We start from the raw sequence: 24,439 nt of genomic DNA, 5'->3' as shown, positions 1-24,439 counted from the left end.
TGGAGACGGGCACTGCTAGGCTCACGCCTGTTGTTAGCGCTCACATTGCAGGGAGAGGGCGACCGGGGGAAATGCTCCTCGATGCCGCGGACGCGGAGTTCCACGACTTCTTCGAACGCCACTACGCCGAACTCGCCCGTCTCGCCCACCTCCTGACCGGCGAGACGGACGCGGCCGACGACCTCGCCGCGGACGCCCTGCTCGCCCTGTGGCAGCGCTGGGACCGGCTCCGCGCGGCCGACCACCCGCTCGCCTACGCGCGCGGGGTGGTCGCCAACATGGCGCGGGCCCGGATCCGCAGCGCGGTTCGCGAGCGGCGCCGGGTCCTGCTGTTCTGGTCCCGCGCCCCGGAGCGAACGGACGGCCCGGACACCGCTGCCGTGCTGGACGTCCGTTCGGCGCTCGCCCGGCTGCCGTTCCGCAAGCGGGCGTGCGTGGTACTGCGCCACGCCTTCGACCTGTCGGAGAAGGACACCGCCGCGGCCCTGGGCGTCTCGGTGGGTACGGTGAAGAGCCAGACCTCGAAGGGCATGGCCGAGCTGGAACGCGCACTCGGCGCACGAGCGGTCGGCGAACTGGCGACGGGAGGGAGGAACGAACGGTGAACGACCACATCACCCGACGGCTGCGCGAGGCCGCCGAAGCCCACCAGCCCGACCGCGCAAGGATGCTGGCACGGGTAGAACGCGGCGCGGCCGGCCCGCCCGCCCGCCACCGAACACCGTTGTTCGCGAGGTCGTGGCCCAGGGCCTCCCTCGCAGGCCTCGCCGTCGCCGGCATCCTGGCGACCGGCGGCCTCGCCGTCGCCGGCATCGTCCGGACGCCACCGCCGTCGGACACCGTCACCACCGCTCCGGCCACCCCGTCTTCGACCGTCACCCCTTCGCCGACGCCGCCGGCCGACCCCGGCAGCATCGCCCCGGCACCCGTGCCGGCCCCGGCCACCAGCACCCCGACCGGTCCGCGACCGACCCCCTCGGCGAGCAGCCACCCCCAGGACGGATCGCTGCGGTCGGAGGGGTCGGTCGACCCGCACAGCACGGTCTACTGGTCCCAGCACAACCTCGTCCTCAAGACCGCCCAGCCGCTGACCTCACTCACCGTGGAGCTGCGCATCGCCCAGACCGGCGACGTACGGGACACCGGCAACTGGCGGACCCTGCCGAGCGACGACTTCACCCTCACCGCTCAGGAGTCCGGCGGCCTGCTGGTCTACCGCTGGGTCCTGAAGCCGGGCCGCACGGTGCCGGCCGGACAGCACGAGTTCGCCGGCCAGTTCAACCACGCCACCGGCACGCGCAGCGCCGCGAACGACGGCTACCGGGTCGACGCCCAGTCGTCCAGCGGGCCCGCCTCGGTCTGGGGAGGGTTCGGCCCGGCACGGTGAAGGCAGGCCGGCCTCCCCCAAGAGCCGGACCCACCGGCCCCGGCCACGCGGAGACCATGACCGTCGACCCACGCAACCTGCAGTTCCTCCGCCAGGGCGGGTCCCCCGGCTCGGACGGACAGCCCTACGTGCAACCGCCCTACCGGCCGGCCGTCCTTACCCTGCGGCACTGACCTGCCCGATCTGCGGCGAACGCGATCGGGTGCGACCTACCGGGGCGCAGCCAGACGGGCTACGGCACGGACAGCTCGACCCGCTGACCGCTACTCACCGCCTCCAGGAACCCCAGCCGTACATCGGCTGGGGTTCCGCTTCCTCACCTGGAACACGTCCCGGACACCCCCGACGCGCGGGAGGACGACGCCGAGACGTGGCTTCAGTCACTGATCGACGCCGGCGATACGTCCAGGGCGTGCACGCCGCTCGCTGAGGCACGAGGCGCCGGCGCGCGGTGGCTGCGGCGGGAGGTGAGTGCGGGGGTGGTCGGCCGGGGACTTGTCGGTGGTGCTCGCTAACGTTCGTCTCCTGATCATCAGTGCGAGGAGAGGGGCGGGGCTGTGCGGCGCTGGGAGTTCGTCGAGGGCGGCTCGGACAAGTTCTGGGAGGCCGCGGTCGACGGTGTCGCGGTGACCGTGCGGTACGGGCGGTCCGGTACCGGCGGGCGGGAGCAGGTCAAGGCGTTCCCGACCGTGGAGGAGGCGCAGGCGCACTTCGCCAAGGTGGTCGCCGAGAAGGAGCGCAAGGGCTACCGCGAGATCTGTGCGGGGGCGGGGGCGGAGCCGGGTACGGCGGCGGGTACGCAGTCGGGTACGGGGGCGGATCGGGGGCCAGTGGCGCAGCCCGGCGTGTCCGCGCCCACGGCCGAGGTCGCCGGTCCCGAGGACGATGACGAGGACGTCTTCGTCATGCCGGACGCCTGGCGTCGGGCCCTGATCCCGCGCCGGGGCGGCATTCCCCGGAAGCCGTCCGCGCCGGGGAAGGGCCCGGTGGCCTCGTACCGCGACGGGCTGCGGCAGATGGGTGACTGGCTGGAGCAGACGCTCGCCTCGGAGAGCAGTGACCCGGAGCTGGTCGCCGCCGCCCGCGCCCACCAGTCCGGCAGCCGGGACCCGCTCGGTGCGGCGGTGCTCGCCTCCGTGTTCTCGTACCGCAGCAACAACGGGGTCCGCGTGGCCGTGGACGCCTGGGTGGCGGAGTTCGGCCTGCCGTTCGCGGCCAGGGCTACCGTCGAGCTGTTCACGACGGCTGTCGAGACCGACTGGATCCACCAGAGGTCCGTCCACCCTCGCGTTCGGCGTGGGGCCAACCAGAGGCACGGTGGGTACCGTCCCGCCGCGGACCGGGTCCGGTCGCTGCTGGCGGACTGCGACGAGGAGACCCACCGCGCGGCGGTCGAGGCCCTGGCGGGCTGCCGGAACGACCTGACCCGCCTGGTGGTGGCGGCGTACCTGGTGCCGTCCGAGACCGCCTGGGTCGAGGAGTGCCTCGCGTCGGGCTCCCGTCTGGGCGCCGTCGAGTGGTCGATGCTGCTGTGCTCGCTCTCCTCGGCGGAACCGCTGGAGAAGCTCCCCCCGCTGCCGAGCCTGGGCTATGACGGTTGGTCCACCGAGATCATCGCGACCGTGGCAGAGGGCCTCGGCGGCGACGCGGCACCGGTGATGCTGCACGACCTGACCACCAGCTACCACCACAAGGAGGGCAAGAAGCGGATCCTGGACGCGCTCGCCGAGCTCCCCTCCGACGAGGGCTTCCGGGGGCTGCTGACCCAGCAGGACGGCATCAAGTCCACCCGCGCCGCCCTCATGGCCGGTCTCCGCCGCTTCCCCCGGCGTGCCCTGCGCCTGCTCGCCGAGGCCGCGGTGGCCTCCACCGACCCGGCCGCGCAGCAGCTCGCCCGGCAGCTCCTCACCGGCCATGTCGCCGTCCACCGCGCGACCGCGCTCGAACTGCTGACGGAGCTGACGCCGGAGCAGGCGGCCCTGGTCGAGCCGCTCACCGACCTCGGCGAGCGGGTGCCGGAGGTCGGCCCCGACTCGCTGCCGGAGCTGTTCACCAACCCGCCGTGGACGCGGCCGCGCCCCGCTGGCGGACCCCCCGTGCTGACCGGCCTCAGCGCGCCGCAGGAACCGCGGATGCGGTGGCTGCCGGGTGAGCGCGAGGCGTGGGCGGCGAACTCCGAGTCCTGGTACACGAGCTGGTCGGACGACGACTGGCAGCGGGTCGCGGCCACGATCCGGGCCAGGATCGGGCAACCCGAGGACGCGCGGCTGCGCGGCGGACAGCACGCCGAGCTCGCGCTGTTCGCCTACGGCGACGAGGAGTTGGCCCGGCCCCTGCTCGCACAGTGGCGCGCCGGTGAGCGTATCTGGCACTCCGGGGACTCCCTGCGCCAAGTGGCCGCCCGCTTCGGGACGGACGCCGTCGAACCGATCCGGGCCGCAGCGGCGGGGAACCCGGCGACGCACGCGCCCCTGCTGCTTCCGTACCTGGACGTCCGGGTGGCCGAGACCATGGCGGACTGGCTGGTGCGCCTCAAATCGGCCGGGAGCACAGCGCGTTCCTGGTTCATCCGGCACGGCATGGAAGCGGCCCGGCTGCTGACGCCCGCCGCGCTAGGGAAGACCGGGTCGGCCCGGCACGGCGCCGAGCGGGCCCTGCGGGTGATCGCCGAGGCGCACGGCGCGGCGGCGGTGCGCGCGGTGGCCGGCGAATACGGGCCGGAGGCGGAGGAGGCCGTGGGCGCACTGCTGTCGGCCGACCCGCTGGTGACCGCGCTCCCGGCGAAGCTGCCCCCACCCTGTGACTGGACGGAGCCGGTGATGCTGCCGCAACTGCTGCTGCGCGGCAGCGAGGGCGCCCTGCCCGCCGAGGCGGTGCGGCACGTACTCACCATGCTCGCGCTGTCCGCGCCCGGGGCGTTCTACCCGGGCCTCGAGGAGGTGGCCCTGCGGTGCGAGCCACGGTCGTTGGCGGAGTTCTGCTGGGCGGTGTTCGGGCAGTGGCGGCTGGCCGGCATGCCCGCCCGGGACGGCTGGGCGTTGCACGTGCTCGGCCGGTTCGGTGACGACGACACGGTCCGCCGGCTGACGCCGGTGCTCCACGCCTGGCCGGGTGAGGGGGCCCACCACCGTGCGGTGGACGGCCTGGAGGTGCTGGCCGCCATCGGCACCGACGTGGCCCTGCTTCACCTGCACGGCATCGCACAGCGGGTGAAGTTCAAGGCGCTCAAGACCCGGGCCCAGGAGAAGATCTCCGAGGTGGCAGCCGGTCTCGGCCTGACCAGGGAGCAGCTGTCCGACCGCTTGGTCCCGGACTTCGGGCTCGACGCCGACGGGACCACCGTCATCGACTACGGCACCCGGACGTTCACGGTCGGCTTCGACGAGCAGCTCAAGCCGTACGTGCTGGACGCGGCCGGCGCCCGCCGCAAGGACCTGCCCGCCCCGGGGGCGCGGGACGACGCCGAGCTGGCGCCCGCCGAGCGCAAGCGCTTCGCCGCGCTGAAGAAGGACGTCCGCACGGTGGCGGGGGATCAGGTCCGCCGCCTGGAGGCGGCGATGATCACCCGACGCTCATGGACGGCAGCGGAGTTCGACCAGCTCTTCGTCGGGCATCCGCTGCTGTGGCACCTGGTGCGCCGCCTGGTGTGGCTGTCCGAGACGGACGGCACGGTGACGGCGTTCCGCGTAGCCGAGGACCGCACCCTGGCGGACGTCCGGGACGAGGCGTTCGCACTGCCGGCCACCGCCTCCGTCCGGCTGGCGCACCCGCTCCTGCTCGGCGACGGCCTCGCCGACTGGTCGGAGCGGTTCGCCGACCACGAGATCCTCCAGCCGTTCCGCCAGCTCGGCCGCCCGGTGTACGCGCTGACCGACGAGGAGCGAGCCGGCCACCGACTCACCCGCTTCGAGAACGGTCCGGTGCTGCCCACCACCCGGCTGGTCGGAATGGAACGGCGCGGCTGGCGACGCGGCGAGCCCCAGGACAACGGCGTCGAGCAGTGGCTGTCCCGCCGGGTCGGGCCCGACCTCTACATGGTGATCGCCCCGGAGGACGGCATCGCCGTCGGCATGTTCGACTCCTACCCCGAGCAGCGGGTGGAAACGGTGTGGCTCGACAGGCGCCCGGGCGACTACTGGACCCACGACCGCACCTTCCCGACCTTCGCCGAGCTCGACCCGGTGATCGCCTCCGAGGTGATCGCCGACCTCACCGAGCTGACCACGTTGTGACCCCTCGCCACCTCACCGACGGCCACCCGCGAAAGGCCGCCGTGACCACGATCACCACCGAGGAGGAGCTCCAGCGCCCGCCTGCCGAGGTCCGGCCCGCCGCGGCGTGCGCCGCGCGGGCCTCGGCCCGGCCCGGGTCACCGCGGTCGACTGGCTGGACGACATCCACCGCCCCTTCCCGCGATGGCGTCTTCGTGACTTGCGAGGACAGCGGAGACGGGAACGATGCCCCAACCCGGGCCGGGCCGAGTGCCTAGTACCAGGCGGTGCCCTTGTTGGAGCACTCCAGCACCTGGCTGCCGTTCAGCGCGCAGACCTGGAAGGTGAACTGGTCGCCCGACTTCAGACTCGTATGGGGGGACTGGTTGGAGGACTGGCCGTTCACACCGCTCTGCCAGCGGTGCCAGAGCGTCCCCGTCAGGCTGGAGTTGACCTTCTTCCAGATCACCCGGGTCGACGTGGTGTCGTCGGCCCGGTTGTCCCAGAGGCGGAACGTGTCGAGCTCGTCGCTCCTCAGGTCGACCCGTACCCTCGGCAGGATTGCCGTGGTGGGGTGCCTCGAGCTTGTGGACCGGCGCAGAGGTGGGTCAAGGTCGGTCGGTTGTCCCGGACACCGTCCGGCGAGGCAGCGGGCTCTGGCCTGGCACGTCCCGGGCTGTCCGGGACGGATTCGGACGCCGTGAACCGTCCGCCCGGGCGGAACTCACCGGGCAGCGTGCCCTCGGCAGCCCTGACGAGGGCACCCGCCATGAGGGACGTGACCGTCCCACAGCACCCTGACAAGCCGGAGCCCTGTCCACAGGATGACGCGGAACCGGCAACCGACGCCCACCGAGGCATCCGCCCAGGTATTCGGCCTGGCGCCTCGCCGCGGACGAGCGGGGATCAGGCGCGCCCCGCGAATATCCGCTCCTCGGCGTCGGCCAGCCAGAAGTAGACCGGCGGCAGAGCGAGTTCCATCCCCGTCAGGACCACCTGAAACCAGTGCGGCCAGCCATCCTGAGCGAGCGACAGCAACCGGCCCACCCCGCCCAGCAGGAACACCCCGGCCAGCCCGCGCACGGCCGTCGCCGGGATCGGCCGCTGCCGGGCGACCCACAACCAGGCCAGTCCGTACCCGGCGAAGATCGCCCCGAGGAAGCGCCCCAGGCTGTCGATCGTCGTCCCGGCGGCGCCCGCGCCGGGGATGGCGGCGTTGCCGAGCAGCACGTGCCCGAGCCCGATCGCCACGCACGCGATCCCCATCATCAGCACGAGCACCCTCAGTGTTCTGGCCATGGCCCCTCCCGAGTCCCTGCTAGTTGACACGCGTCTACTAGAACAGGGAAGCGCGCCGGTAGACGCGTGTCAAGTAACCTTCACCCGTGCCTCCCCGCCAACGGCTCAGCCCCGCCGACCGCCGCGCCCAGCTGCTCACCGTCGCAGCGCAGCTCTTCGCCGCCCACCCGTACGACGACGTGCAGATGGAGGAGGTCGCCGAGCGGGCCGGCGTCTCCCGCGCACTGCTCTACCGTCACTTCGCCGGCAAGCACGAGCTCTTCGCGGCGGTCTATCAGCAGGCGGCCGACCAGTTGCTCGCAGCGACCCGGTTCGATCCCGCCGCCACCCTCGTCGAGCAGCTGGGCCAGGGCCTGGACGCCCACCTGGACTACTTCGTCGCGAACCGCAACGCCGTACTCGCCGCCAACCGGGTCCTGGCCGGCGACCCGGTGATCCAGACGATCATGACCAACGAGCTCGACGCTCTCCGCGCCCGGCTGCTGTGCGTACTCCCCCTCGCCGACGACACCGCCCGCGAGGCGGTCTCCGGCGTCCTGAAGAGCTGGCTGGTCTTCGTCCAGGTGCTCTGCGTGGACTGGCTCACGCAGCAGACCTGCAGTCGGGCCGACCTGCGCGACGTGTGCATCGGCGCCGTACTGGGCGCCGTCCGCCCGCTCCTCCCCACCGACCCCGCACCCGACTGGCCGCGCTAGCCCCTGGACATCCAGGCGGCCCGAACTCGGCGCCTCCGGATCGCCCGGCATACCGGCGAGACGAAGCCGGGAGAGCATTTCGACGCGTGGAGACCCAGCACGCTCGCCTCTCCGCTCGGCTTCCGAGGTCCGTTGGCCCGCCCGGTCCGTCCCGGTCGAAGGTTCTTCCCGAGCAGGTGATCTTGGCGAAGGGGTTCTCCGCGCTCCCCGCCCCCTGACGCAGCACCCTCATCGATCCCGCGTCGTTCCGCCCACCCTCGGACGACCGGCTCCGCCGTTGCGCGGCCGGGGAAGCCATCCCGCCGACACGGGGAACTGGACGGCCTGCGCCATGACCTGGTGCAGCGCGGCATCAGCGACCCCGCCGCTCGGGTCCAGCCACTTCATGAGCTTGCAGGCACCGCACGGGGCCTGCCCGAGCGAGAGAACGCAGGTGGGTGCGAGGGGCCCCGGAGATCTCCCCAGCTCCCGCAGTGCCTCACACGATGGGCGGTCGAAGGCCGTTACTGAGGATTTCAGGGTGGGGTCGGCGGGCTGGTGGCCAGGCCGGTGGCGGTGAGGCAGCCGTCGATGAGGTGGGGTCGGAGCTGGATTCTGCGTAACTCGCGGCGGAGTTTGCGGTCGAGGTCGTCGGGAGGGTCGAAGGCGGTGTTGGCCGTGGCTCTGCGCACGAGTGACCAGACGGCTTCAACCGGGTTCAGATCCGGTGCGTATGCCGGGAGGCGGACGGTGGTGAGCCAGTCGTGTTCGGTCTCGTAGCGTTTCAGCCCGGCGGCCAGGTGGGTGTTGAGGTTGTCCCAGACCACCACGATGGGGCCGCCGAGCTGGATATGGGCCCTCACCAGCAGGTCGCGGTAGTCCTGCCAGGAAAAGCTCTTCCGGGCGCCCTTGAGCAGGAGATGGTGGCGGGGCCGGTGAATGAGGCGGCTCTTCTCGCCGGGTTTGTAGCAGCACAGGGCGGCGATCGAGGTCCGGCGGCGGGAGCGGCCGCGGACGCGGATGACGGGGGTTTGTCCGCGCCGGCCCCAGGTGCGGGCGCGGGGCGGCGTCATGGAGAATCCGGCCTCGTCCTCGAAGACGATCCAGCCCCCACACGCCGCCGCGAGGCTTTTACCCGCGGCCACACCTCCTTCTTCCACAGCTCGACGGCCTGTTCGTCGCGTTCGACGGCTCTGCGTGCGGGCGCCTGCCACGACCAGCCGTGCCGTTTCAGCAGCCGCCACCCTGTCGGCACCGACAGGGTGACACGCAGACGGCGACGGATCACCGTCCGGACCCGGGCCAGGGTCCACCGCTCATCCTCAAAACCGTGCGCTGCCGGTCCTTTGCCGAGCTCCTCCTCGAGTACGGCGAACTGGGCATCAGTGACGGTCGGGGAGTTCGCCGGACCGGTAGAGCGCAGGCCCTCCGTGCCCCCTCGCGCCAGGCACGGCGCCAGCGTTCCACCGACCTCACGCTCACCCGAAGATCCTTCGCGATCACCGCGGTCTTCTCGCCCGCCGCGAACCGCACGCCGGCCTGGAGCCGGATCCCCTCACGAAACGCCCGACACTCGGCAGTCAGGCCCCCACCCTCCGGATAACGCATACCAACCGCATACCGCAAGGATCATGAACCGTCACCACCCGACGACAACCCGAAATCCTCAGTACCTCGGGTTGGCAAGCGGAGGCGGTTCCTACCTGCGGTACCTTTCCAGGTCGTCGACGGTCAGGCCGTGGGTGCCGTGCATGGCGACCGCGCTGTAGGTGGAGCGGGCGGCCCGCGACCGGGCCGTAAGCTCCTGCTCGGCCAGCAGCCCTTCGACGGTCTCGGTGCGGTGGTGGGGACGCCGCTGCAGATAGACCGCGAGGCCGGTCACGATCACGGCGAGGCCCACGAGCAGGGCGATTAGAGTAGCCATGGCCACCCCCTCGTGTAGGGGCCGGGCACTCAGTATGTACCCACACGATCGCACAGCGGAACCTCCGACATCTCATTCTGTAGCGCTCCGGACACAACCGGTGCTGTGAGGGCCAAGCTCCAGTGGCCACCCCCGGGTGGGCAAGAGCCGATCGGAACGCCCGCAGCCCGCCGGCGGCCGGGCCCCAGGAGGTCCGCCAGGCGCCGCACCGATCTCGACTAACTGATCATTTTAGAATGACCGGGGCAGGCGGCTGCGGGAGTCACGGGCAGCGAGGCGCCTGAACGTCGTTGCCGTTCAACTCGCCCGGAGCGGCTGCCTCGGACATGTGGCTGATCGCAGTGGGTGCGGCCCAGATATCGTGTCGTGCGCAGGCTGGCTACTTGAACCGGACGGAAATGAACCACTACTGGACTGGCGAGGCGCCCTGGGTGCATCAGCCGGGGCGGAGCGCACGGCACTCTGCATTCCTCTTGCCGCCTTCGGGGACCGGCTATGTGACTTGGCTGGACGGTGCTGAGATGGGCGGGACGACCAGAAGCTCTTCGAACAGATGAGTGCCCGTCTCCGGCTCCCGGTCTACTTCGGCTGGAATTGGAACGCCCTCTCGGACTGCCTTCGCGACATGGGGTGGGAGCCCGCCGATCACTATCTGCTCGTCATCGAGCGGTCAGCGCTCATGCTGCAGGAGTGTTCCGAGGACCGCGAGACACTCCTCAGGATCCTCAATACGGTAGGTCGGCATTGGGGACACAGGCTGGATCGGCCGGGCAAGTCGTTCAACTCGCTGCTGCTGTAGGTGCGGGCACCAGCGGCGACATCCGGAGCCTACTGCCGGGTTGGACAGCCTTTCGGGGAATCTGCGGGCAGACGATCGAGCAAGCGATTTCAGGTAACCCCTGGTGAAGGGCGGCGCGCCGCTCGTACCGAATGCTGGGCCGCTTGAACTGGTGCAGCCGGGCGAACCCGCGCTCGACGACCCAACGGACCCTGCCCAGCCCGGAGCCGTGGGCGACGCCACGCCGGGCGATCATCGGCTTGATGCCGCGCTTCCACAGCAGACGGCGGTACTTGTCGAAGTCGTAGCCCCGGTCGGCATACAGGCCCCGTGGCTTGTGGCGGGGACGTCCCCGCCGTCCCCGGATCGGTGGGACCGCGTCCAGCAGCGGCAGGAGTCGGGCGACGTCGTGCCGGTGAGCGTGACGGCCAGCGGGGCTGCGTGGCGGTCGACGATCAGATGATGCTTGGAGCCGGGACGACCGCGGTCGACCGGCGACGGACCGAGATGATCCCCCCATTGAGGGCCCTGACATGCGACCCGTCCACGGCGCAGTCGTCCAGATCCAGGAGATTGGCGCGACGCAGACTCTGCGAGGAGGGCGGCGTGCAGGCGGGGCAGCCCGCCGTCGGCCCGTAACCGCGCTTTCCGAGGGCGGGTGCCAACTAGTACTGCAACGGTGCTTACCGTGACGGTTGTTGGGTTTGCTCGTTGTGCTGTTCATGGGTGGGGACATATCTGCGGTCGATGCTCGTCGCTGGTCGGATAGGTTGGCCGGGTTGCATGAGCGGTTTGCGCACCGGTTCGCGCGGAGCGAGTCGCGGGAGTCGGCGCTGGCGTACAGGCGGGGCCTGTTGGCGCCGTTGGAGCGCAAGAACGGCTGGACGCTGGCTGAGGAAGCCGGTCACGGCGGTCCGGATCGGATCCAACGCCTGCTGAACCGCATCGAGTGGGACGCGGAGGCGGTGCTCGACGACGTGCGTGAGTACGTCGTCGAGCACCTGGCCGATCCCGGCGGCGTGCTGATCGTGGACGACACCGGCTTCCTGAAGAAGGGCGTCCGGTCGGCCGGCGTCCAGCGGCAATACTCCGGAACCGCCGGCCGCACCGAGAACTGCCAGGTCGGGGTCTTCCTCGCCTACTCGACCGGACGGGGCCGAACGCTGATCGACCGGGCCTTGTATCTGCCGAAGTCCTGGACCGACGACCATGAGCGCTGCCGACAAGCCGGGATCGACGACGGCGTCGAGTTCGCCACCAAGGTCCAGCTCGCGAAGGCGATGGTGCGCCGCGCGATCGACGACGAGATCCCGTTCCGGTGGGTGACCGCGGATGCCGGCTACGGCTACAGCAAGGGCTGGCGCTACGAGTTGGAGCAGGCCGACGTCTTCCACGTCGTGGCCACCACCCGCCACGACACCGTGGTCACCTGGCAGGCCATGGACCATCGGCTGCACGACCTGGTCGCAGACCTGCCCCGGCAGAAGTGGAAGCGCCGGTCCTGCGGCGACGGCGCCCACGGCCTGCGGATCTACGACTGGGCCCGCATCGAGGTCCGGCCCTGGCATCGCCCCGACCGCAGGCACTGGGTCCTGGCGCGCCGCGGCATCACCGATCCCACAAGGATCGCCTACTACATCGCCTACGCACCCGCCGATGCCACACTCAACGAGCTGATCGCCGTGGCGGGCGCCCGCTGGGCGATCGAGGAGTGCTTCCAGAGCGCGAAGGGCCAGTGCGGCCTGGACGACTACCAGGTCCGCCGCCACCAGGGCTGGTACCGGCACATCGCTCTCGCCATGGCCGCCCACGCCTACCTCACTGAAAGGGGGCCGAACCCGCTCGAACGCCAGACCTGATACCCCTCACCGTCCCCGAGATCCGCCGGCTGATCACGCATCTCACCCGGCCTGTCCGCCGCAGCATCGACCACGTCCTGCACTGGTCCCGATGGCGCCGCCGACGCCAGCATCAAGCCCGGACCAGCCACTACAAGCGACGAGGCCACAGCCCAAGAGCTGAAGCCTCATCACGGTAAGCACCGTTGCAGTACTAGAGGCCCCCGGGCCCGTACCCGCCGTCCCCGATGTTGCCGCCCGAACCACCCGAGCCCCCCACGCAGATCACCAGGCCGACGGACAGCGCGACGAGGGCGATCACCGCGAGCAGGGCACGCAACCACGTCGGGAGGGGATCGCCGAACAGCAGGACGGCGAGGAAGCCCAGGCCGGCCGGCACCATCACCGCGACTCCGACGAACTCGTTGTTCTCCATGTGCCCCCCAGGCGGAGCGCGGACGGTTCCGCGCTGTCGTGCCACGGGTCTACCCGCCCGCGCGATGGCGTGCACCTGGGCGTGAGGCGGATCGACAACCTCACTCCGGGGTCCTGCCGCCGCCCTCGCAGAAAGGGGTGACCGCCGGCGGTGGTCGGCGGTGCCCTCTGGACTCCCTGTTTCGCGCGAGGCCCGTAGGGCAGGCGTCGCATGAGAGGGCGTCAGATAAGCGGACGCCCGCAGCTGCTTACGAGGGGGACGGATGTTCATCGTTGTGGCGTGCTTGGTGGTGGCCATGGGGCTTGTTCAGGTACTGCGGCCACAGCTCCTGTGGGGAGTGAACCGGCGGCTCCAGCGAGGGTGGGTGAAGGACCCCGATGGTGCGGAGCCCACGCGCAGGGGTTACATGATGCAGCGCGTGGTCGGGATCGTGTTCCTCGCCGTCGCCGCTTGGATCCTCATCTCCCATCTGAGGTGAGCCCCCGAAGAGCGGGTGTCCGGCCCGCCGGGGCGGTCACCAAGTGGCCCCTCGGAGGCCTGACCTCGACAGCGGCAGCCGGATGCCCCGCCCAGCCGCTGCACGCTCCGGGACCGCGTGCCCGGTAGCCGACCTCGGCCCTCACCCCTGCGCGGCACGCTGGTGCACCAACCTGTGACCGGGCGGCAGTACGTCACGGTGTCAGGACGACGCGCCCGATTACCTCGCCGGCGTCCATCCGCCGGTGGGCGTCTGCCGCGGCTTCGAGTGGGAGGACAGCGTGGACGACGGCGCTGAGGTCGCCTCGCACCGCGGCCTCCAACTGGTTCGCGCGCGTCCGGGCCAGGTCGGCCCGCGGCACCGTGTCCAGACTGAAGGTCGCGACCGACACCGACTGCCGGAACCGGCTCAGCAGCGCCGACCCGAAGTCCGCCGGAGGAGGCCCGGCGACGAGGCCGACCAGCACGAGCCGACCACGGGGTGCGAGCCGCGTGAGGAACGAGGGCAGCGCCGGCCCGGCGACGATGTCGACGATCACATCGAAGCCGGCCGGCTCGGGACCACGCGTACTGTTCCCGTCGCGGTCGAGCACGTGTGTCGCGCCGTACTCCCTCAGCCGCTCTCCCCGCTCGGCTGACGACGTGGTCACCGCGACCGCCCGCGCGCCGGCCCGGGCTGCGATCTCGACGGCCGCGATGCCGATGCTGCCGGCCGCGCCACGCACCAGCACGGTCTCGCCCTCGGCGAAGTGCGCCTGCCGCAGGGCGAAGTGCGCCACCGGGGCCGCGCTGCCGAGTGTCACCGCGTCCACGGGCGGCAGGCCGGCGGGCAGCGGCGTGACGTTCTCGATCCGCGCGACCGCGTACTCGGCGTAGCCGCCGGAGAGGCCGGTGAACGCCCAGACGCGTCGGTTGAGCCACGACGCCTCGACGCCCGCTCCTACGGCCGTGACCGTCCCGGCCACCTCACTTCCCGGCACCAGACCGTCGCGAGGCATGGCCGGGCCGAGCGCGCCCAGCGTGCCGCGCCGGATCACCGCGTCGACTCCGCCGACCCCGATCGCCGCGGTCCGGACGAGGACCTCACCTGCGCTCGGGCTGGGGACGGGGACGTCGACGACCTCCATGCCTTCGGGGTCGCCGAAAGTACGGATCGAGACTGCTCGCATGCATCGCTCCTGACTGGTTCGAGCCGGTTGGCTCCCGTACGATCGAACGTAACGGACGCATGCGTCCACTTGCCCTTGTGAGAGAGATCGCCCCGAAGATGACTCACCTGCTGCGTGTCGACGCGAGGGAGAATCGCGATCGTGTCCTCGCCGCGGCCCGGGAGCTCTTCGCGGAGTCCGGGCTGGGAGTGACGATGCGACAGATCGCCCGGCGTGCGAACGTCGGGCCCGCGACTCTCTACCGCCGGTTCGCGACGAAACAGGACCTGGTGCTCGAGGCGTTCGAGGAGGAGCTCGCCGAGTGCGGCTCGATCGTCTACGACGGCACCGCCGACCCGGATCCGTGGCGCGGGTTCTGCGAGGTCATCGAGCGCGCCCTGCTCCTCAACGCGCGCAACCAGGGCTTCACGGACGCGTTCATGTCGGCACACCCCGACATCGTCGACTTCGAGGCACACCGCGAGGAGCTGGGCCGCGCCGTCTCGACCCTCATCCGCCGCGCGCAGGCCGCGGGCCGGCTGCGTCCGGACTTCACACTCGATGACTTCGTCGTCATTCTGCTCGCCGGCCGCGGACTGACCGCCGCGCCCGCCTCCACCCGCGACGCAGCGGCACGACGTCTCGCGGCTTTCGTGATCGACGGCCTCCGCGTAGCCGACGCCGAGCCGGGCACCCCGCGCCGGTAGCGCCGCGGGTGCGGGGAGCTCCGGACCGCGACCGAAATACCGGGCACGGTTCTGGCGGCCTTCTGCCACAAGGGAATTCCGATCCCCCCGCCGGAGAGACATCAGCACGTAGGCGATGGACGACAGAAGAGGAAGCTGACGTCGGACCAGGCCGTCAACGCCGTCGCGCTCTGCTGTCCGGGACATGAGGCGGACACCGGCCCGACCAGCCCGGACGTCCCGGCCCGTGTCCGGGACAGCGGAAGGCATTGCGGCCGTGTGCGTCACCGCAGCAAGGTTCGAGTGGCCCCGTCGATCGAGAGAACTGCGATTCGGTGGGTCCGCGTCGGAACTCTCCGGCGGCGGCCGTGCACGACGGAAAGTCAATCATCCCGATCAGCGAGGAGATTCCAGAAGTGATGCATATGAAGCGGATTGCCCTGAGCGCGCTGGCGGCCGGTGCAGCCGTCGCCGTGTCCGTAGCTCCGTCCTACGCGTCCGGCGGGATGCAGGCCGGTCCGCGCTCCGCGGTGACCCCGGAGGTGTCCGTCATGGCCATCCCGTCCGGGTGCAGCGGCTGGATCGACTGGTACGCCGGCCATGGACGAGGGCACCTCAGCTGCGCGGGGAGCGGGCGAGACGTGCGGGTGACCGTCGCCTGTGGCGACGGAAGCATCAAGCGCAGTGCCACCGGCTACCAGTACGCCAAGGCCGAGTGCCCCACCGGCCTCGGCGGCGTGGCGGTGTCCGGCGCGTACGTCTAGGCAGAAGCCCGGTCCCGCAGGCCCAGAAGCTCTCCATGCGGGAGCTTCTGGGCCTGCGGGCGCGTCCGAGGACGTGCCGTCGCCGGGCCGCCGCACCGTCGATGCCGGCGACAGCGATGGCCGGTACGCCGTCTGCGACGGTCACGGGGGTGCGAGCGGGGCGCGGCGGTCGAGGCGGACGAGGACGGCGGCTCACCGCCCGGGGGCCTGCCACCGCGTCCCCGTCACCGGCCCTGACCGTGCCTCACACGTCGGGGGCAAGGTCGGACAACGCCGTGCCGTCGGTGGCCGTCGGCGGCACCAGGTCGGGCGATGGACCGAGGTGAGCAGCAGCGGCCGGTCCCGGAGGTCGGTGAAGAACACCCCGGCGTAGGAGACGCCGTGCGGCAGGGTGGGGACGAATTGCTCGGGCGGGACGAAGGCCACGGTCAGGCCCCTCCGTTAAGGCGGGCGCGCAGGTCGGCGGCGAGGCGGTCCGCCCGCTCGGGGTCGTCGGGCAGTACCCCGGCGCCTTCGGTCATCAGGGCATGGAACTGCTGATGCTCGTAAGGGGTGCCCGGCGGAAGGGCAGCGATGTGCCAGTGGACGTGCGCGTTGCCCTGCTGGCTGCCTAGGCTCAGCACGTACACGCGCTCGGTCGGAACGGTCGCCGTGAGCGCGGTCGCGACGCGGTGGACCACGCGTTGCAAGGCGAGGTACTGGTCCTCGGTGAAGTCGCCGATGGTGTCCTCGACGTGGGCGCGCGGGGCGACCAGGACCTTGCCGTGCAGGGTGGGGTAGCGGTCGAGGAAGGCGACGTGGACGCCGTCGTCCAGGACGATCCGGTGCTCGTAGCCGCGGGCGCCGGCGAGCATTGAGCAGATGAAGCACGGCCCGTTGCGGGCCCGCTCGTTGTAGGCGTCGAGGTCGAAGGCGGTCACCGCGCCCACCCGCCGGGGCCGGGCCGCAGCGTCATGAAACCGTCGAGGGGCTCGAAGCCGAGGGTGCGGTATAGGCCCGCGCCGGCGGCGGTGGCCCTCAGTTCGACGGACCCGCAGCCGCAGTCCTTGAGAGCTTCGACGAGGGCGCAGGTCACGGCCCGGCCGTATCCGCGTCGCTGGTGGGCAGGATCTGTCACCACGGTGTGGATGCGGCCCCACAAGCCGGTGGGAAACACGGGGCCGAGGTAGCCGCGATAGACGATGCCGATGGCGCACGCGGCGAGGCCGTCAGCGGTGGGGACGACGTAGGCGAGCAGGTTCGGGTCGGTACCCAGGCGCTCGCGCATGTCGTCGCGGAAGGTGGTGCGCCACTCGTCAGTGAGCGGGCCGCCGTCCAGAACGGCGACGCGCAGGCGCAGCAGTTCGTCGGCGTCCCTTGGGACGGCGGGCCGGGCGGCGGTGGTGGGGGTCATCGGTTGGTCCTCTCCAGGGTGACGTGGGTGGTCAGCAGGAGGCAGAGCAGATGGTCGAGCGGGTACTCGGCCATGGCGCTCCAGCCGAACGCGCGCAGCAGGTCGAGACTGGCCGAGCGCAGACCGACCGACTCCCCAGGTCGAACTCGCTGGCCGGGAGCAGGCCCGGGACCCCGTGGTCCGCGTCAAGGAGCCGGAAGTCGAGCCCGTCGCTCTCTCCCAGCCGATGCCGCTGCTGCCGCAGCCGCTCGGGGTACGGGCCGTACTCGCCGACCGGCAAGTACGGCCCGATGAACTCCCACTCAGCATGCGATAGTTGCGCTCGCGTCACGCAGCATGGTCTACCGGATCAGAACCTGCCCACGCAGGCTAATCACGCAAATTGATCACAGCCAAATACGCACCCTAACCCTGAGAATTGGTCACCTCGGCGGAAAAGCTGCAGTGTCAGGGGAGATCGAACCGTCCGGCCTTTGCACCTTCGATGAAGTCGCGCCATTCGCCCGCTGTGAAGATGTGTGGTGGCTGGTGGGGGTTGAGCGAGTCGCGGGTGCTGACGAGGCCGCGTTCAAGGAACGCGACCTCCTTGCAGTTGCTGCCACCGGTGCTGGCTGACAGCCACTCGGCGCAGTCCAACTGGTCCTTGACCCAGGTCGGATCGAGGTTGTTCTTGTCTTCGGCGGCGACGATGTCGTCAGCGTTTGCGGCCGAGAGGTGGGCCGCGGTGCGGTGGGTCACGAGAGGTCCTTGGCGATTTGAGCGAGGAGTTCGAGCGAGTCCTTCGGCGGTAGGGCGTCCGTCTTCAGGTGATCGCTGGTGGTGCGGTAGTCGGTGACGGTTTCGGGGTCGTTGAGGTGAAGCGCGGTCTTCATGCCCTCGATGGTGACGGAGTCGTGGCCGGTCGGGAACGTCCAGGCCATGAAGGGGCCATCGCAACCGGCATGTGCGCCACGCGCGAGCGGGATGACCTGGACGACGATGTTCCGGTGGACCCGGGCCAGCTCGATAAGGTGCAGTGCTTGGTCGCGGGCGATCGCCCGGCCGCCGACCTCCTGCCGGAGTTGGGCTTCCGTGAGAACTGCCCAGATCCGAAGCGGAGTCTTGCGGGAGAGAACGGCGAGACGGCTGTTGCGCCGCACCGTGATGAAGCGCTGGATGTCCTCGTCGCTCTTCCAGGCGCGGCCGGCGAGGATTACGGCCAGCTCGTAGGCGTCGCACTGGAGTAGGCCGTGGACGGCCACGGGGGACCAGATGAAGAGACTGAGGGCGATCTCCAGATTGGCGAGGTAGTCACCGAGTGGGTCGTCGGCGACTCCGGGGTAGCGCTGGTGCCAGTCCCGGTCGCGGGCGTTGCGAACCATCTCACGCCAGGCGTCCTGGACCGCCGGGTCGGTGATTCCGAGGACCTCGAAGAAGTGCGGGAGCTGTTGCGGCTTGATCCCCTGGGTGCCGTTCTCGATCTTCGAGATGGTGGACGCGGAGCCGTAGCCGAGTTCGACGGCGGCCTGCTCGACGCTCCAGCCGAGGCGCTTGCGGGCAAGCCGGACCTCGCTGCCGAGACGACGTCGCCGCGGTGTTGGCTCGACGGCCACCTCAGCACCTCCCCTTCGTGAGGGACAGGCTAGCGCTTGGGCAGTGGCTCGCATATGCCGGTTCAGCGAAAAGGACAGAGTTTCCTTTTCGACCCCCTTGCCCTTCCTCTGACGTAGCGTCATCATCGGTGCACGGTCGGAAACGGGACCGCGCGCCACCCCACGACGGGCAGGCCCCTCCCGCCGGCCACCTCTACTTCGTCACACCACAGCCCGATCGCCGTGTATGGACCTGCCCGTACTACGTCCGTCGGCATTCACGGCGGCACGGGGCGGCCTTTGCGCGGACGTCGGGCGGACGGGAGGCTACGCATGGATCAGAAGACCGTGTTGACCGCACTCTCCACAGCGCCGGAGCGCGAAGCCGTGCTCACGGCACTGGCCGAGGGGCCCCGGGCCATCGACTGTCCCGACCTGGGCAGCGGGCGGCTCGTCTTCCCGCGCTACCGGGAGGTGCGTCACCTGTTGCGTCACCCGGGCTTCGTGTGCGGGCCGACCGCCACCGGCCTGCTGAACGAGATCAGTCCGGCCCTGCGGCCCGCTCTCGAACAGGTGAGGTCCTGGGTGCTCTACGCCGACGCGCCGCAGCACCCGCGGCTGCGGGGCCTGCTGGCGAAGGCGTTCGCTCCGCGGCGGATTGCCGCCCTGGAGCCGCAGATCGCCACGACGGCCGACGCACTGGTCTCGCGGTTCGTGGCGGCCGGCGGCGGTGACGCGGCACGGGAGATCGCGGAGCCCCTGCCGGTCCATACGATCTGCGCGCTGCTGGGCATCCCGGAGCAGGACCAGGACCTCGTCAAGAGCTGGTCCGACGACGTCGTCCTGCTCACCGAGCCGACGCTCACCGACGACCAGGAGACGCGGCTCGCCGCCGCGTGGGCCGGCCTCTGGGACTACTTCTCCGGGCTCATCGAGCACCGCCGGGCGTGCGCTGGCGACGACATCGTCTCGGCCCTGGTGGAGGTGCAGGAGCAGGAGCAGGGCGAACGCCTCACCCTGGACGAGGCGGTGTCCAACCTGATCGCCCTGCTGATCGGCGGCCACGAGACGACCACGGGGCTCATCTCTGCGGTGCTTCGGGCGCTCTCGGACCAGCCTGAGCCGACTCAGGCCGCGGAGGGTGCGGCGGGGCCCGTCGCCGGGTTCATCGAAGAAGTTCTGCGGCTGGACGGGCCCGCGCTCATGACGGGCCGAACGGCGGTGGAGGACTGCGAGGTGTTCGGCGTCCCCGTGCCGGCGGGCCGACGGCTGATCCTGCTCCAGGCGTCCGCCAACCGCGACCCTGAGGTGTTCGAGCAGTCGCACGTGTTCCGCCCCGGCCGGCACCCGAACCCGCACGTCGGCTTCGGGCACGGCCCGCACGCATGCTTCGGAGCCGCGTTGGCCCGCATGGAGGGCGCCGCGGTGATGCGGGCCGTCCTCCGGCGGGGGGTCCGGCTCCACGTGCTGGACGGGACGCGGTGGAAGCCCTCGCAGGTGATCCGCTCCGCCACCTGCCTGCCGATGCGCATCGTGACGGAGGCGCGGTGATCCTCACCGGTGAGGCGATCCGGCGGTTCGTCGGCCAGGGCGACATCGTCTTCTCCCCCTACGACCGGGCAGGGGTGAACCCCAACTCGATCAACTACCACCTGGGCCGCGGACTCAAGGTCTTCGACGACCGCACCGCGAGCTGGTCGGAGATCGAGCTGCCAGAGGACGGCTTCGTGCTGGAGCCGCACCGGATGTACCTCGGACACACCGAGGAGGTGATCGGCAGCAGCCTGTTCGCGATGCGGCTGATCGGCTGCAGCAGCAACGGCCGGCGCGGGCTGTTCCTCCAGCTCTCCGCCGATCTGGGCCACACCACCTCCTGCCACCGCTGGACGCTGGAGATCGTCGCTGCCCTGCCGATGCGGATCTATCCCGGCATGGTCGCCGGCCAGGTGTCCTTCTGGCACAACACCGGGCTCGTCCTCCCCGGCCCGGCGACGTACGCCCGCTTCAACCACGCCTGCGAGTCCAAGATGAGCGGAGCACCGTCGTGATCCTCACCGGACCCCAGATCGCCCGGGAATTCGAACAGGGCCGCATCAGGATCGATCCGTTCGACCCACGCAACTGCACCACCAACAGCTATGACCTGACGCTGGGCAAGCGCCTGGCCGTGTACCAGGACCAGGTCCTGGACCCCGCGCGCGAGCCGGTGGTCGAGTACCGCGAGATCCCGCAGAGCGGCTACCGGCTGGAGCGCGGAGCGTTCGTCCTGGGCGAGATGGACGAGAGGTTCGGGAGCGACTCGCTCGTGCCGATCGTGCACGCCAAGTCGGGCTTCGCCCGGCTGGGGACCTTCGCGCACTGCACCGCCGACCTCATCGACCTCGGCTTCTACGGCCGGTCCACCCTGCAACTGTACGCCACGATGCCCACCGTTCTGTATCCCGGGATGCCGGTGGCGCAGGTGAGCTTCTGGGTGACCTTCGGCGAGATCGACCAGCTGTATACCGGCAAGTACCAGGGCGCGGACGGCCCGCTGCCCTCGCGCAGCCACCTCGACGGTTGGGCGGCCGTCGCCCGTGGCTGACGGCTTCGACCCCATCCAGCGCCGCTCCGCGTGCCTGTTCGCCGCCCGCGCCCGCATCGAGACCGCGCCCGCGTACAGCGGAGCCGACCCGTACGAGGCCGGGACGGCGGCCGGGGCCGTCGTCGCTGACTTCGCCCGCCGTGTCGTGGACCAGGAGCTGGACGGCCTGGTCCTCCAGCTCGCCGACCCCCGCCTCGGCTCCTCCCTGAACGTCCTCGCCTCCACCGTCCGCGCGTGCGTCAGCGGGCTGCTGGCCGCGACCGGCGGCGATCCGGCCGCCGAACTCGCGCACGCGGGCACCGACGGCTGGTGGCTGCGGCTGGCCGGCATCCGCTGGTTCCTCGTCGTCTTCGCCCCCTGCTACCCCGACACCTCCCCGCGCTCCACCCGCGGGTCGGCCGCCACCTTCCTCCTCCTGCAGCCCGTCCACTCCTTCGACCGGCACGCCACACCCAAGGGCGCCGAGATCGCGCCCGCGATCCGGGACCGCATCCGCGTCGCGCATCACGCGGCCGGCACCCCCTACGACTCCGACCTCGCCCAAGGGACCACCGAGGCAGCCAAGTTCGTCGCCGCTCTCGACCCCGGTGACCCGCCCGTCACCTGGTGGCGCCCCGGCCCGACCGAACGGGAGACGACATGACCACCACCCACCTCGCCATCCTGGCCGCCGACATCGCCGCCACTCACGCCTGCACCCCGCCCACGACGTGGGACGCGCCCACCGAACTGCTCAGCGCCGCCGTCGTCCTCTTCACCTCCCACGCCCCCGACGGTGCCGACGAACTCCTGGCCGGCATCGCCCGCCTCCTGCGTCTCGGTCCCCACCCCGCCGTCACCCTCCACTCCGCCCGGCCCGCCCTCGGCCCGCGCGAAGCCGACGTCCTGCACCACGCCCTCGCTTCCGCCGCCGAACCGGGCCGACCGTCCTGGCCCGACGGTCCCGCCGACCCGGCCCGGCTGGCCGAGGCCACCACCGCCCTCACCGCCACCATCCCCTGCCGCCTGACCGCCCTGCGCGCCGCCGCGGTCCTGTACCTTCTGCGACTGCTGCCCGGCACGGGCACGCACCTGCACCGCGACCTGCTCCGCCGCACCGCCTGGCTCCTCGATCCCCGGACCGACGACCCGGTCGCCCTGCTGCTGACCCTCACCGCCACCGCCGACCCGCTCGCCCCAACGCCCCGTAGCCGCACCCGCACCCGCACCCGCGACCCCGAGCCGTTCCCGCTCGCCGACTGGAACCGTTGGCCGGCCCCCGACCAGGTCGTCACCCTGTCCGGGCGCATCACCGCCCTGCGCGCCCACAGCCACGTCACCTTCGCGGACCTTGCCTGGGACGGCCGCACCGCCCAGCTCGCCCTCGACCCCGCCACCGCCGCCGGTCTCCACCCAGGTGACCTCGTCGCCGCCCGGGGCACCTGCTCCACCAGCCGCACCGGCCGCCCGACCCTGTTCGTCCGCTACCTGGAGCGCCACGAATCCGGAGCAGTACCACCGTTACCGGTCGCGGCCCACCTCACCCCGGTGCTGGGTCCGCTGCGTGCGCACCTCGCCGCGGGCGGCTTCCGCGAGGCGATCAGTCCCGTCCTCACCAGCGGCTACTTCGGCGGCTCCGCAAGTCCGTTCACCACCTGGGCCCACGCCGCAGCACAGCGCCAGTACCTGCGCGTCACCAGCGAACTAGATCTGCTCGCCGTCATCGCGGCCGGCACCACCCGCTGCTACGAGATCGGCCCCAGCTTCCGCAACGAAGGCCAACGCGGTCGCCCCACGGTCGAGTTCGTGATGCTGGAGGCGTACGCGGCCGACCTCACCCTCCACCAGGTAACGACCTACCTCGCCGACCTCGTCGCCGCCACCACCGGCATCACCGCCCCGCTGACCCGCCGGGCGTTCGACCACGCCTTCACCGACATCACCGGCACCGACCCCGCCGACACCGTCGCCGTCCGGGCCATGGCCGCCGAGCACACCCCCTACACCGCCGAGCAGACCGACGGCCCCGACCGCCTTGCCCGGCGCCTGTGGCGCCACCACGTCCGCCAGCAGCTGCGCGGCCTGACCGCGATCACCGACATCCCCGGCCCTGCCTCACCACTGATCGCCGGCACCGGCCGCCGCGCCCAGCGCGTTTGGCTCTACTGCGACGGCATCGAACTCGCCGAGATCGCCACCAACGAACGCGACCCCGCCCGCCTGGCCGACGCCTTCACCACCCAGTTCGCCACGGACCACCACCTCGCGCACCGCACCTACCAGCAGGTCATCGACCTGTACGACAGCGGCCTGCCGCCGTGCGTCGGCTTCGGCATGAGCGTCACCCGCCTGGCCTCCCTCCGCCCCGCCCCCGTACCGGCCCAGCGGCGAACTCGTCTCCGCGCCACCGAGAGGACTCCATGACCACCACGACCGCCTGGCCCCTGGCTAAGGTGCCCAGGTCCGCCGACGACGTCCGGGCCGCCAGCTACCCCGACTTCGTCGCCATGACCAACCAGACCAACGTCATGCCCGGCGCCCACGCCACGCTCAACACCTGGGCCCTGCACTCCCGCCTCGGCCCGCAGCACCACCTCCTGGACGTCGCCTGCACCACCGGCTTCACCTCCCGCGAACTCGCCCGCCTCACCGGCGCCGCCGCCACCGGCTTCGACCTCAGCCACGACTCGGTCAACCTCGCCCGCTACAACCACCAGCTCCTCGACCCCTCCCTCCGCCTCACCTACCAGCAGGCCGACGGCACCACCTACCAGCCCGATCACCGGTTCAGCCACATCGCCGTCGGCGCCGCCCTCGGCTTCTTCCCCGCCCCGCCGGCCATGGCGAAGCGGCTCCTCGGCTTCCTCCACGACGGCGGATACGTCCTGGCCGCCCCGTTCTGGGCCCCCGAACCCCTGCCCGAGAACGCTGCCACCGTGCGCCGCGACGTCTTCGGCATCAGCAGCCCGATGGAGACCCGCGACCAGGCCCTCGCCCTCTTCACCGGCCTCGACGTCCTCCACCAGGGCGACCACACCCTCACCCCGGAGCCGGCCGACGCCATCGAGCACTACTGCCGCTCCACCGTCGACCGCGCCCTCGCGCAGAGCGGCAGCACCGACCTCGCCGTCCGCACCGCCATGACCGACCGGCTGCGCGAGATCAAGAACGCCACCAACACCCTGCGCGCCCACCAGCGCTACACCGTGCTCGTCCTGCGCTACGACGCCCGCGCCTACCCGAACCGCTACGTCGAACTGTTCTGACCAGCCAGCAGAAAGGCACCAGTG

At 71.2% G+C, this 24,439-nt stretch carries 23 protein-coding genes and 3 pseudogenes; 15 read left to right on the top strand and 11 right to left on the bottom strand.

Annotated elements, in window-relative coordinates; translation table 11 throughout:
• The first annotated feature begins 71 nt into the window (after positions 1-71).
• From ACZ4UX_RS14970 to ACZ4UX_RS14960, 3 genes are all read left to right on the top strand, one after another.
• The gene (locus tag ACZ4UX_RS14970; RefSeq protein WP_352292598.1) at positions 72-605 is read left to right on the top strand and encodes a SigE family RNA polymerase sigma factor; all 534 of its coding nucleotides are present in this window, start codon (positions 72-74) and stop codon (positions 603-605) included.
• Positions 602-1,387: a hypothetical protein gene (locus ACZ4UX_RS14965; protein ID WP_465706922.1), complete on the top strand. Its 786-nt coding sequence runs from the start codon at positions 602-604 to the stop codon at positions 1,385-1,387. The genes ACZ4UX_RS14970 and ACZ4UX_RS14965 overlap by 4 nt, the downstream gene beginning before the upstream one ends.
• 557 nt (positions 1,388-1,944) lie before the next feature.
• Entirely contained in the window at positions 1,945-5,619 is a 3,675-nt protein-coding gene (locus ACZ4UX_RS14960) for a WGR and DUF4132 domain-containing protein (RefSeq protein WP_465706921.1), read from the top strand.
• A 253-nt stretch (positions 5,620-5,872) separates the two neighbouring features.
• Here ACZ4UX_RS14960 and ACZ4UX_RS14955 read toward each other — a convergent pair whose 3' ends face one another.
• Both ACZ4UX_RS14955 and ACZ4UX_RS14950 read right to left on the bottom strand, forming a co-directional pair.
• A complete protein-coding gene (locus ACZ4UX_RS14955) occupies positions 5,873-6,067 on the bottom strand; it encodes a hypothetical protein (protein ID WP_465706920.1) in 195 nt (64 codons plus the stop codon).
• A gap of 437 nt (positions 6,068-6,504) precedes the next feature.
• Complete coding sequence (locus ACZ4UX_RS14950; RefSeq protein WP_465706919.1) at positions 6,505-6,897, bottom strand: DUF4345 domain-containing protein; 393 nt, start codon at positions 6,895-6,897, stop codon at positions 6,505-6,507.
• 86 nt (positions 6,898-6,983) lie between these two features.
• Between ACZ4UX_RS14950 and ACZ4UX_RS14945 the strand changes: the two genes are divergently transcribed.
• Positions 6,984-7,592: a TetR/AcrR family transcriptional regulator gene (locus ACZ4UX_RS14945; RefSeq protein WP_465706918.1), complete on the top strand. Its 609-nt coding sequence runs from the start codon at positions 6,984-6,986 to the stop codon at positions 7,590-7,592.
• Positions 7,593-8,107: 515 nt separating this feature from the next.
• Here ACZ4UX_RS14945 and ACZ4UX_RS14940 read toward each other — a convergent pair.
• Together ACZ4UX_RS14940 and ACZ4UX_RS14935 are read right to left on the bottom strand one after the other, a co-directional pair.
• Positions 8,108-9,179 (bottom strand): annotated as a pseudogene (locus tag ACZ4UX_RS14940) (IS630 family transposase).
• 91 nt (positions 9,180-9,270) lie between these two features.
• A complete protein-coding gene (locus ACZ4UX_RS14935) occupies positions 9,271-9,495 on the bottom strand; it encodes a hypothetical protein (protein WP_465706917.1) in 225 nt (74 codons plus the stop codon).
• 538 nt (positions 9,496-10,033) lie between these two features.
• Between ACZ4UX_RS14935 and ACZ4UX_RS14930 the strand changes: the two are divergent.
• Positions 10,034-10,294, top strand: a pseudogene (locus ACZ4UX_RS14930) (barstar family protein); the annotation flags it as partial.
• Positions 10,295-10,361: 67 nt separating this feature from the next.
• Here ACZ4UX_RS14930 and ACZ4UX_RS14925 read toward each other — a convergent pair.
• Positions 10,362-10,900, bottom strand: a pseudogene (locus ACZ4UX_RS14925) (transposase); the annotation flags it as partial.
• 95 nt (positions 10,901-10,995) lie between these two features.
• Between ACZ4UX_RS14925 and ACZ4UX_RS14920 the strand changes: the two are divergent.
• Positions 10,996-12,132 (top strand): IS701 family transposase, encoded by a 1,137-nt coding sequence (locus tag ACZ4UX_RS14920; protein ID WP_465707016.1) that lies wholly within the window; start codon positions 10,996-10,998, stop codon positions 12,130-12,132.
• Positions 12,133-12,325: 193 nt separating this feature from the next.
• Here ACZ4UX_RS14920 and ACZ4UX_RS14915 read toward each other — a convergent pair whose 3' ends face one another.
• The gene (locus tag ACZ4UX_RS14915; RefSeq protein ID WP_465706916.1) at positions 12,326-12,547 is read right to left on the bottom strand and encodes a hypothetical protein; all 222 of its coding nucleotides are present in this window, start codon (positions 12,545-12,547) and stop codon (positions 12,326-12,328) included.
• Positions 12,548-12,809: 262 nt separating this feature from the next.
• Here ACZ4UX_RS14915 and ACZ4UX_RS14910 point away from each other — a divergent pair, with 262 nt between their 5' ends.
• Positions 12,810-13,025, top strand: a complete 216-nt coding sequence (locus ACZ4UX_RS14910) for a DUF6199 family natural product biosynthesis protein (RefSeq protein WP_465706915.1) — start codon at positions 12,810-12,812, stop codon at positions 13,023-13,025.
• 193 nt (positions 13,026-13,218) lie between these two features.
• On the opposite strand, the gene ACZ4UX_RS14905 is transcribed toward ACZ4UX_RS14910, so the two are convergent.
• On the bottom strand, positions 13,219-14,193 hold the full coding sequence (locus tag ACZ4UX_RS14905; RefSeq protein WP_465706914.1) for a zinc-binding dehydrogenase: 975 nt from the start codon (positions 14,191-14,193) through the stop codon (positions 13,219-13,221).
• Between the two features lie 77 nt (positions 14,194-14,270).
• On the opposite strand from ACZ4UX_RS14905, the gene ACZ4UX_RS14900 reads away from it, so the two are divergent.
• Both ACZ4UX_RS14900 and ACZ4UX_RS14895 read left to right on the top strand, forming a co-directional pair.
• The gene (locus ACZ4UX_RS14900; RefSeq protein ID WP_465706913.1) at positions 14,271-14,879 is read left to right on the top strand and encodes a TetR/AcrR family transcriptional regulator; all 609 of its coding nucleotides are present in this window, start codon (positions 14,271-14,273) and stop codon (positions 14,877-14,879) included.
• Between the two features lie 404 nt (positions 14,880-15,283).
• Positions 15,284-15,622: a hypothetical protein gene (locus tag ACZ4UX_RS14895; RefSeq protein WP_465706912.1), complete on the top strand. Its 339-nt coding sequence runs from the start codon at positions 15,284-15,286 to the stop codon at positions 15,620-15,622.
• A 428-nt stretch (positions 15,623-16,050) separates the two neighbouring features.
• Here ACZ4UX_RS14895 and ACZ4UX_RS14890 read toward each other — a convergent pair whose 3' ends face one another.
• The 4 genes from ACZ4UX_RS14890 to ACZ4UX_RS14875 all read right to left on the bottom strand — a co-directional run bounded on the left by ACZ4UX_RS14890 (position 16,051) and on the right by ACZ4UX_RS14875 (position 18,607).
• Entirely contained in the window at positions 16,051-16,542 is a 492-nt protein-coding gene (locus ACZ4UX_RS14890; protein WP_465706911.1) for an HIT family protein, read from the bottom strand.
• Complete coding sequence (locus tag ACZ4UX_RS14885; RefSeq protein ID WP_465706910.1) at positions 16,539-17,015, bottom strand: GNAT family N-acetyltransferase; 477 nt, start codon at positions 17,013-17,015, stop codon at positions 16,539-16,541. The genes ACZ4UX_RS14890 and ACZ4UX_RS14885 overlap by 4 nt, the downstream gene beginning before the upstream one ends.
• A 447-nt stretch (positions 17,016-17,462) precedes the next feature.
• On the bottom strand, positions 17,463-17,753 hold the full coding sequence (locus ACZ4UX_RS14880; RefSeq protein WP_465706909.1) for a DUF397 domain-containing protein: 291 nt from the start codon (positions 17,751-17,753) through the stop codon (positions 17,463-17,465).
• Positions 17,750-18,607: a helix-turn-helix domain-containing protein gene (locus ACZ4UX_RS14875; RefSeq protein WP_465706908.1), complete on the bottom strand. Its 858-nt coding sequence runs from the start codon at positions 18,605-18,607 to the stop codon at positions 17,750-17,752. The genes ACZ4UX_RS14880 and ACZ4UX_RS14875 overlap by 4 nt, the downstream gene beginning before the upstream one ends.
• Positions 18,608-18,919: 312 nt before the next feature.
• Here ACZ4UX_RS14875 and ACZ4UX_RS14870 point away from each other — a divergent pair, with 312 nt between their 5' ends.
• Genes ACZ4UX_RS14870 through ACZ4UX_RS14845 form a run of 6 tightly spaced genes read left to right on the top strand, consistent with a single transcriptional unit; the run spans position 18,920 to position 24,415 of the window.
• Positions 18,920-20,137: a cytochrome P450 gene (locus ACZ4UX_RS14870; protein ID WP_465706907.1), complete on the top strand. Its 1,218-nt coding sequence runs from the start codon at positions 18,920-18,922 to the stop codon at positions 20,135-20,137.
• Positions 20,134-20,634, top strand: coding sequence for a dCTP deaminase (locus ACZ4UX_RS14865; RefSeq protein WP_465706906.1), 501 nt, complete (start codon positions 20,134-20,136; stop codon positions 20,632-20,634). Before ACZ4UX_RS14870 ends, ACZ4UX_RS14865 begins: the two co-directional genes overlap by 4 nt.
• Positions 20,631-21,170: a dCTP deaminase gene (dcd, locus tag ACZ4UX_RS14860; protein WP_465706905.1), complete on the top strand. Its 540-nt coding sequence runs from the start codon at positions 20,631-20,633 to the stop codon at positions 21,168-21,170. Before ACZ4UX_RS14865 ends, dcd begins: the two co-directional genes overlap by 4 nt.
• On the top strand, positions 21,163-21,813 hold the full coding sequence (locus ACZ4UX_RS14855; protein ID WP_465706904.1) for a hypothetical protein: 651 nt from the start codon (positions 21,163-21,165) through the stop codon (positions 21,811-21,813). The genes dcd and ACZ4UX_RS14855 overlap by 8 nt, the downstream gene beginning before the upstream one ends.
• Positions 21,810-23,573, top strand: a complete 1,764-nt coding sequence (locus ACZ4UX_RS14850) for an amino acid--tRNA ligase-related protein (RefSeq protein ID WP_465706903.1) — start codon at positions 21,810-21,812, stop codon at positions 23,571-23,573. The genes ACZ4UX_RS14855 and ACZ4UX_RS14850 overlap by 4 nt, the downstream gene beginning before the upstream one ends.
• A complete protein-coding gene (locus tag ACZ4UX_RS14845) occupies positions 23,570-24,415 on the top strand; it encodes a class I SAM-dependent methyltransferase (RefSeq protein ID WP_465706902.1) in 846 nt (281 codons plus the stop codon). Before ACZ4UX_RS14850 ends, ACZ4UX_RS14845 begins: the two co-directional genes overlap by 4 nt.
• Positions 24,416-24,439: the final 24 nt, after the last annotated feature.

The organism is Kitasatospora sp. NPDC028961, from assembly GCF_055564815.1.
The sequence above is the reverse complement of the archived record's forward strand: the minus strand, read 5'-3'. Positions and strand labels throughout refer to the sequence as shown.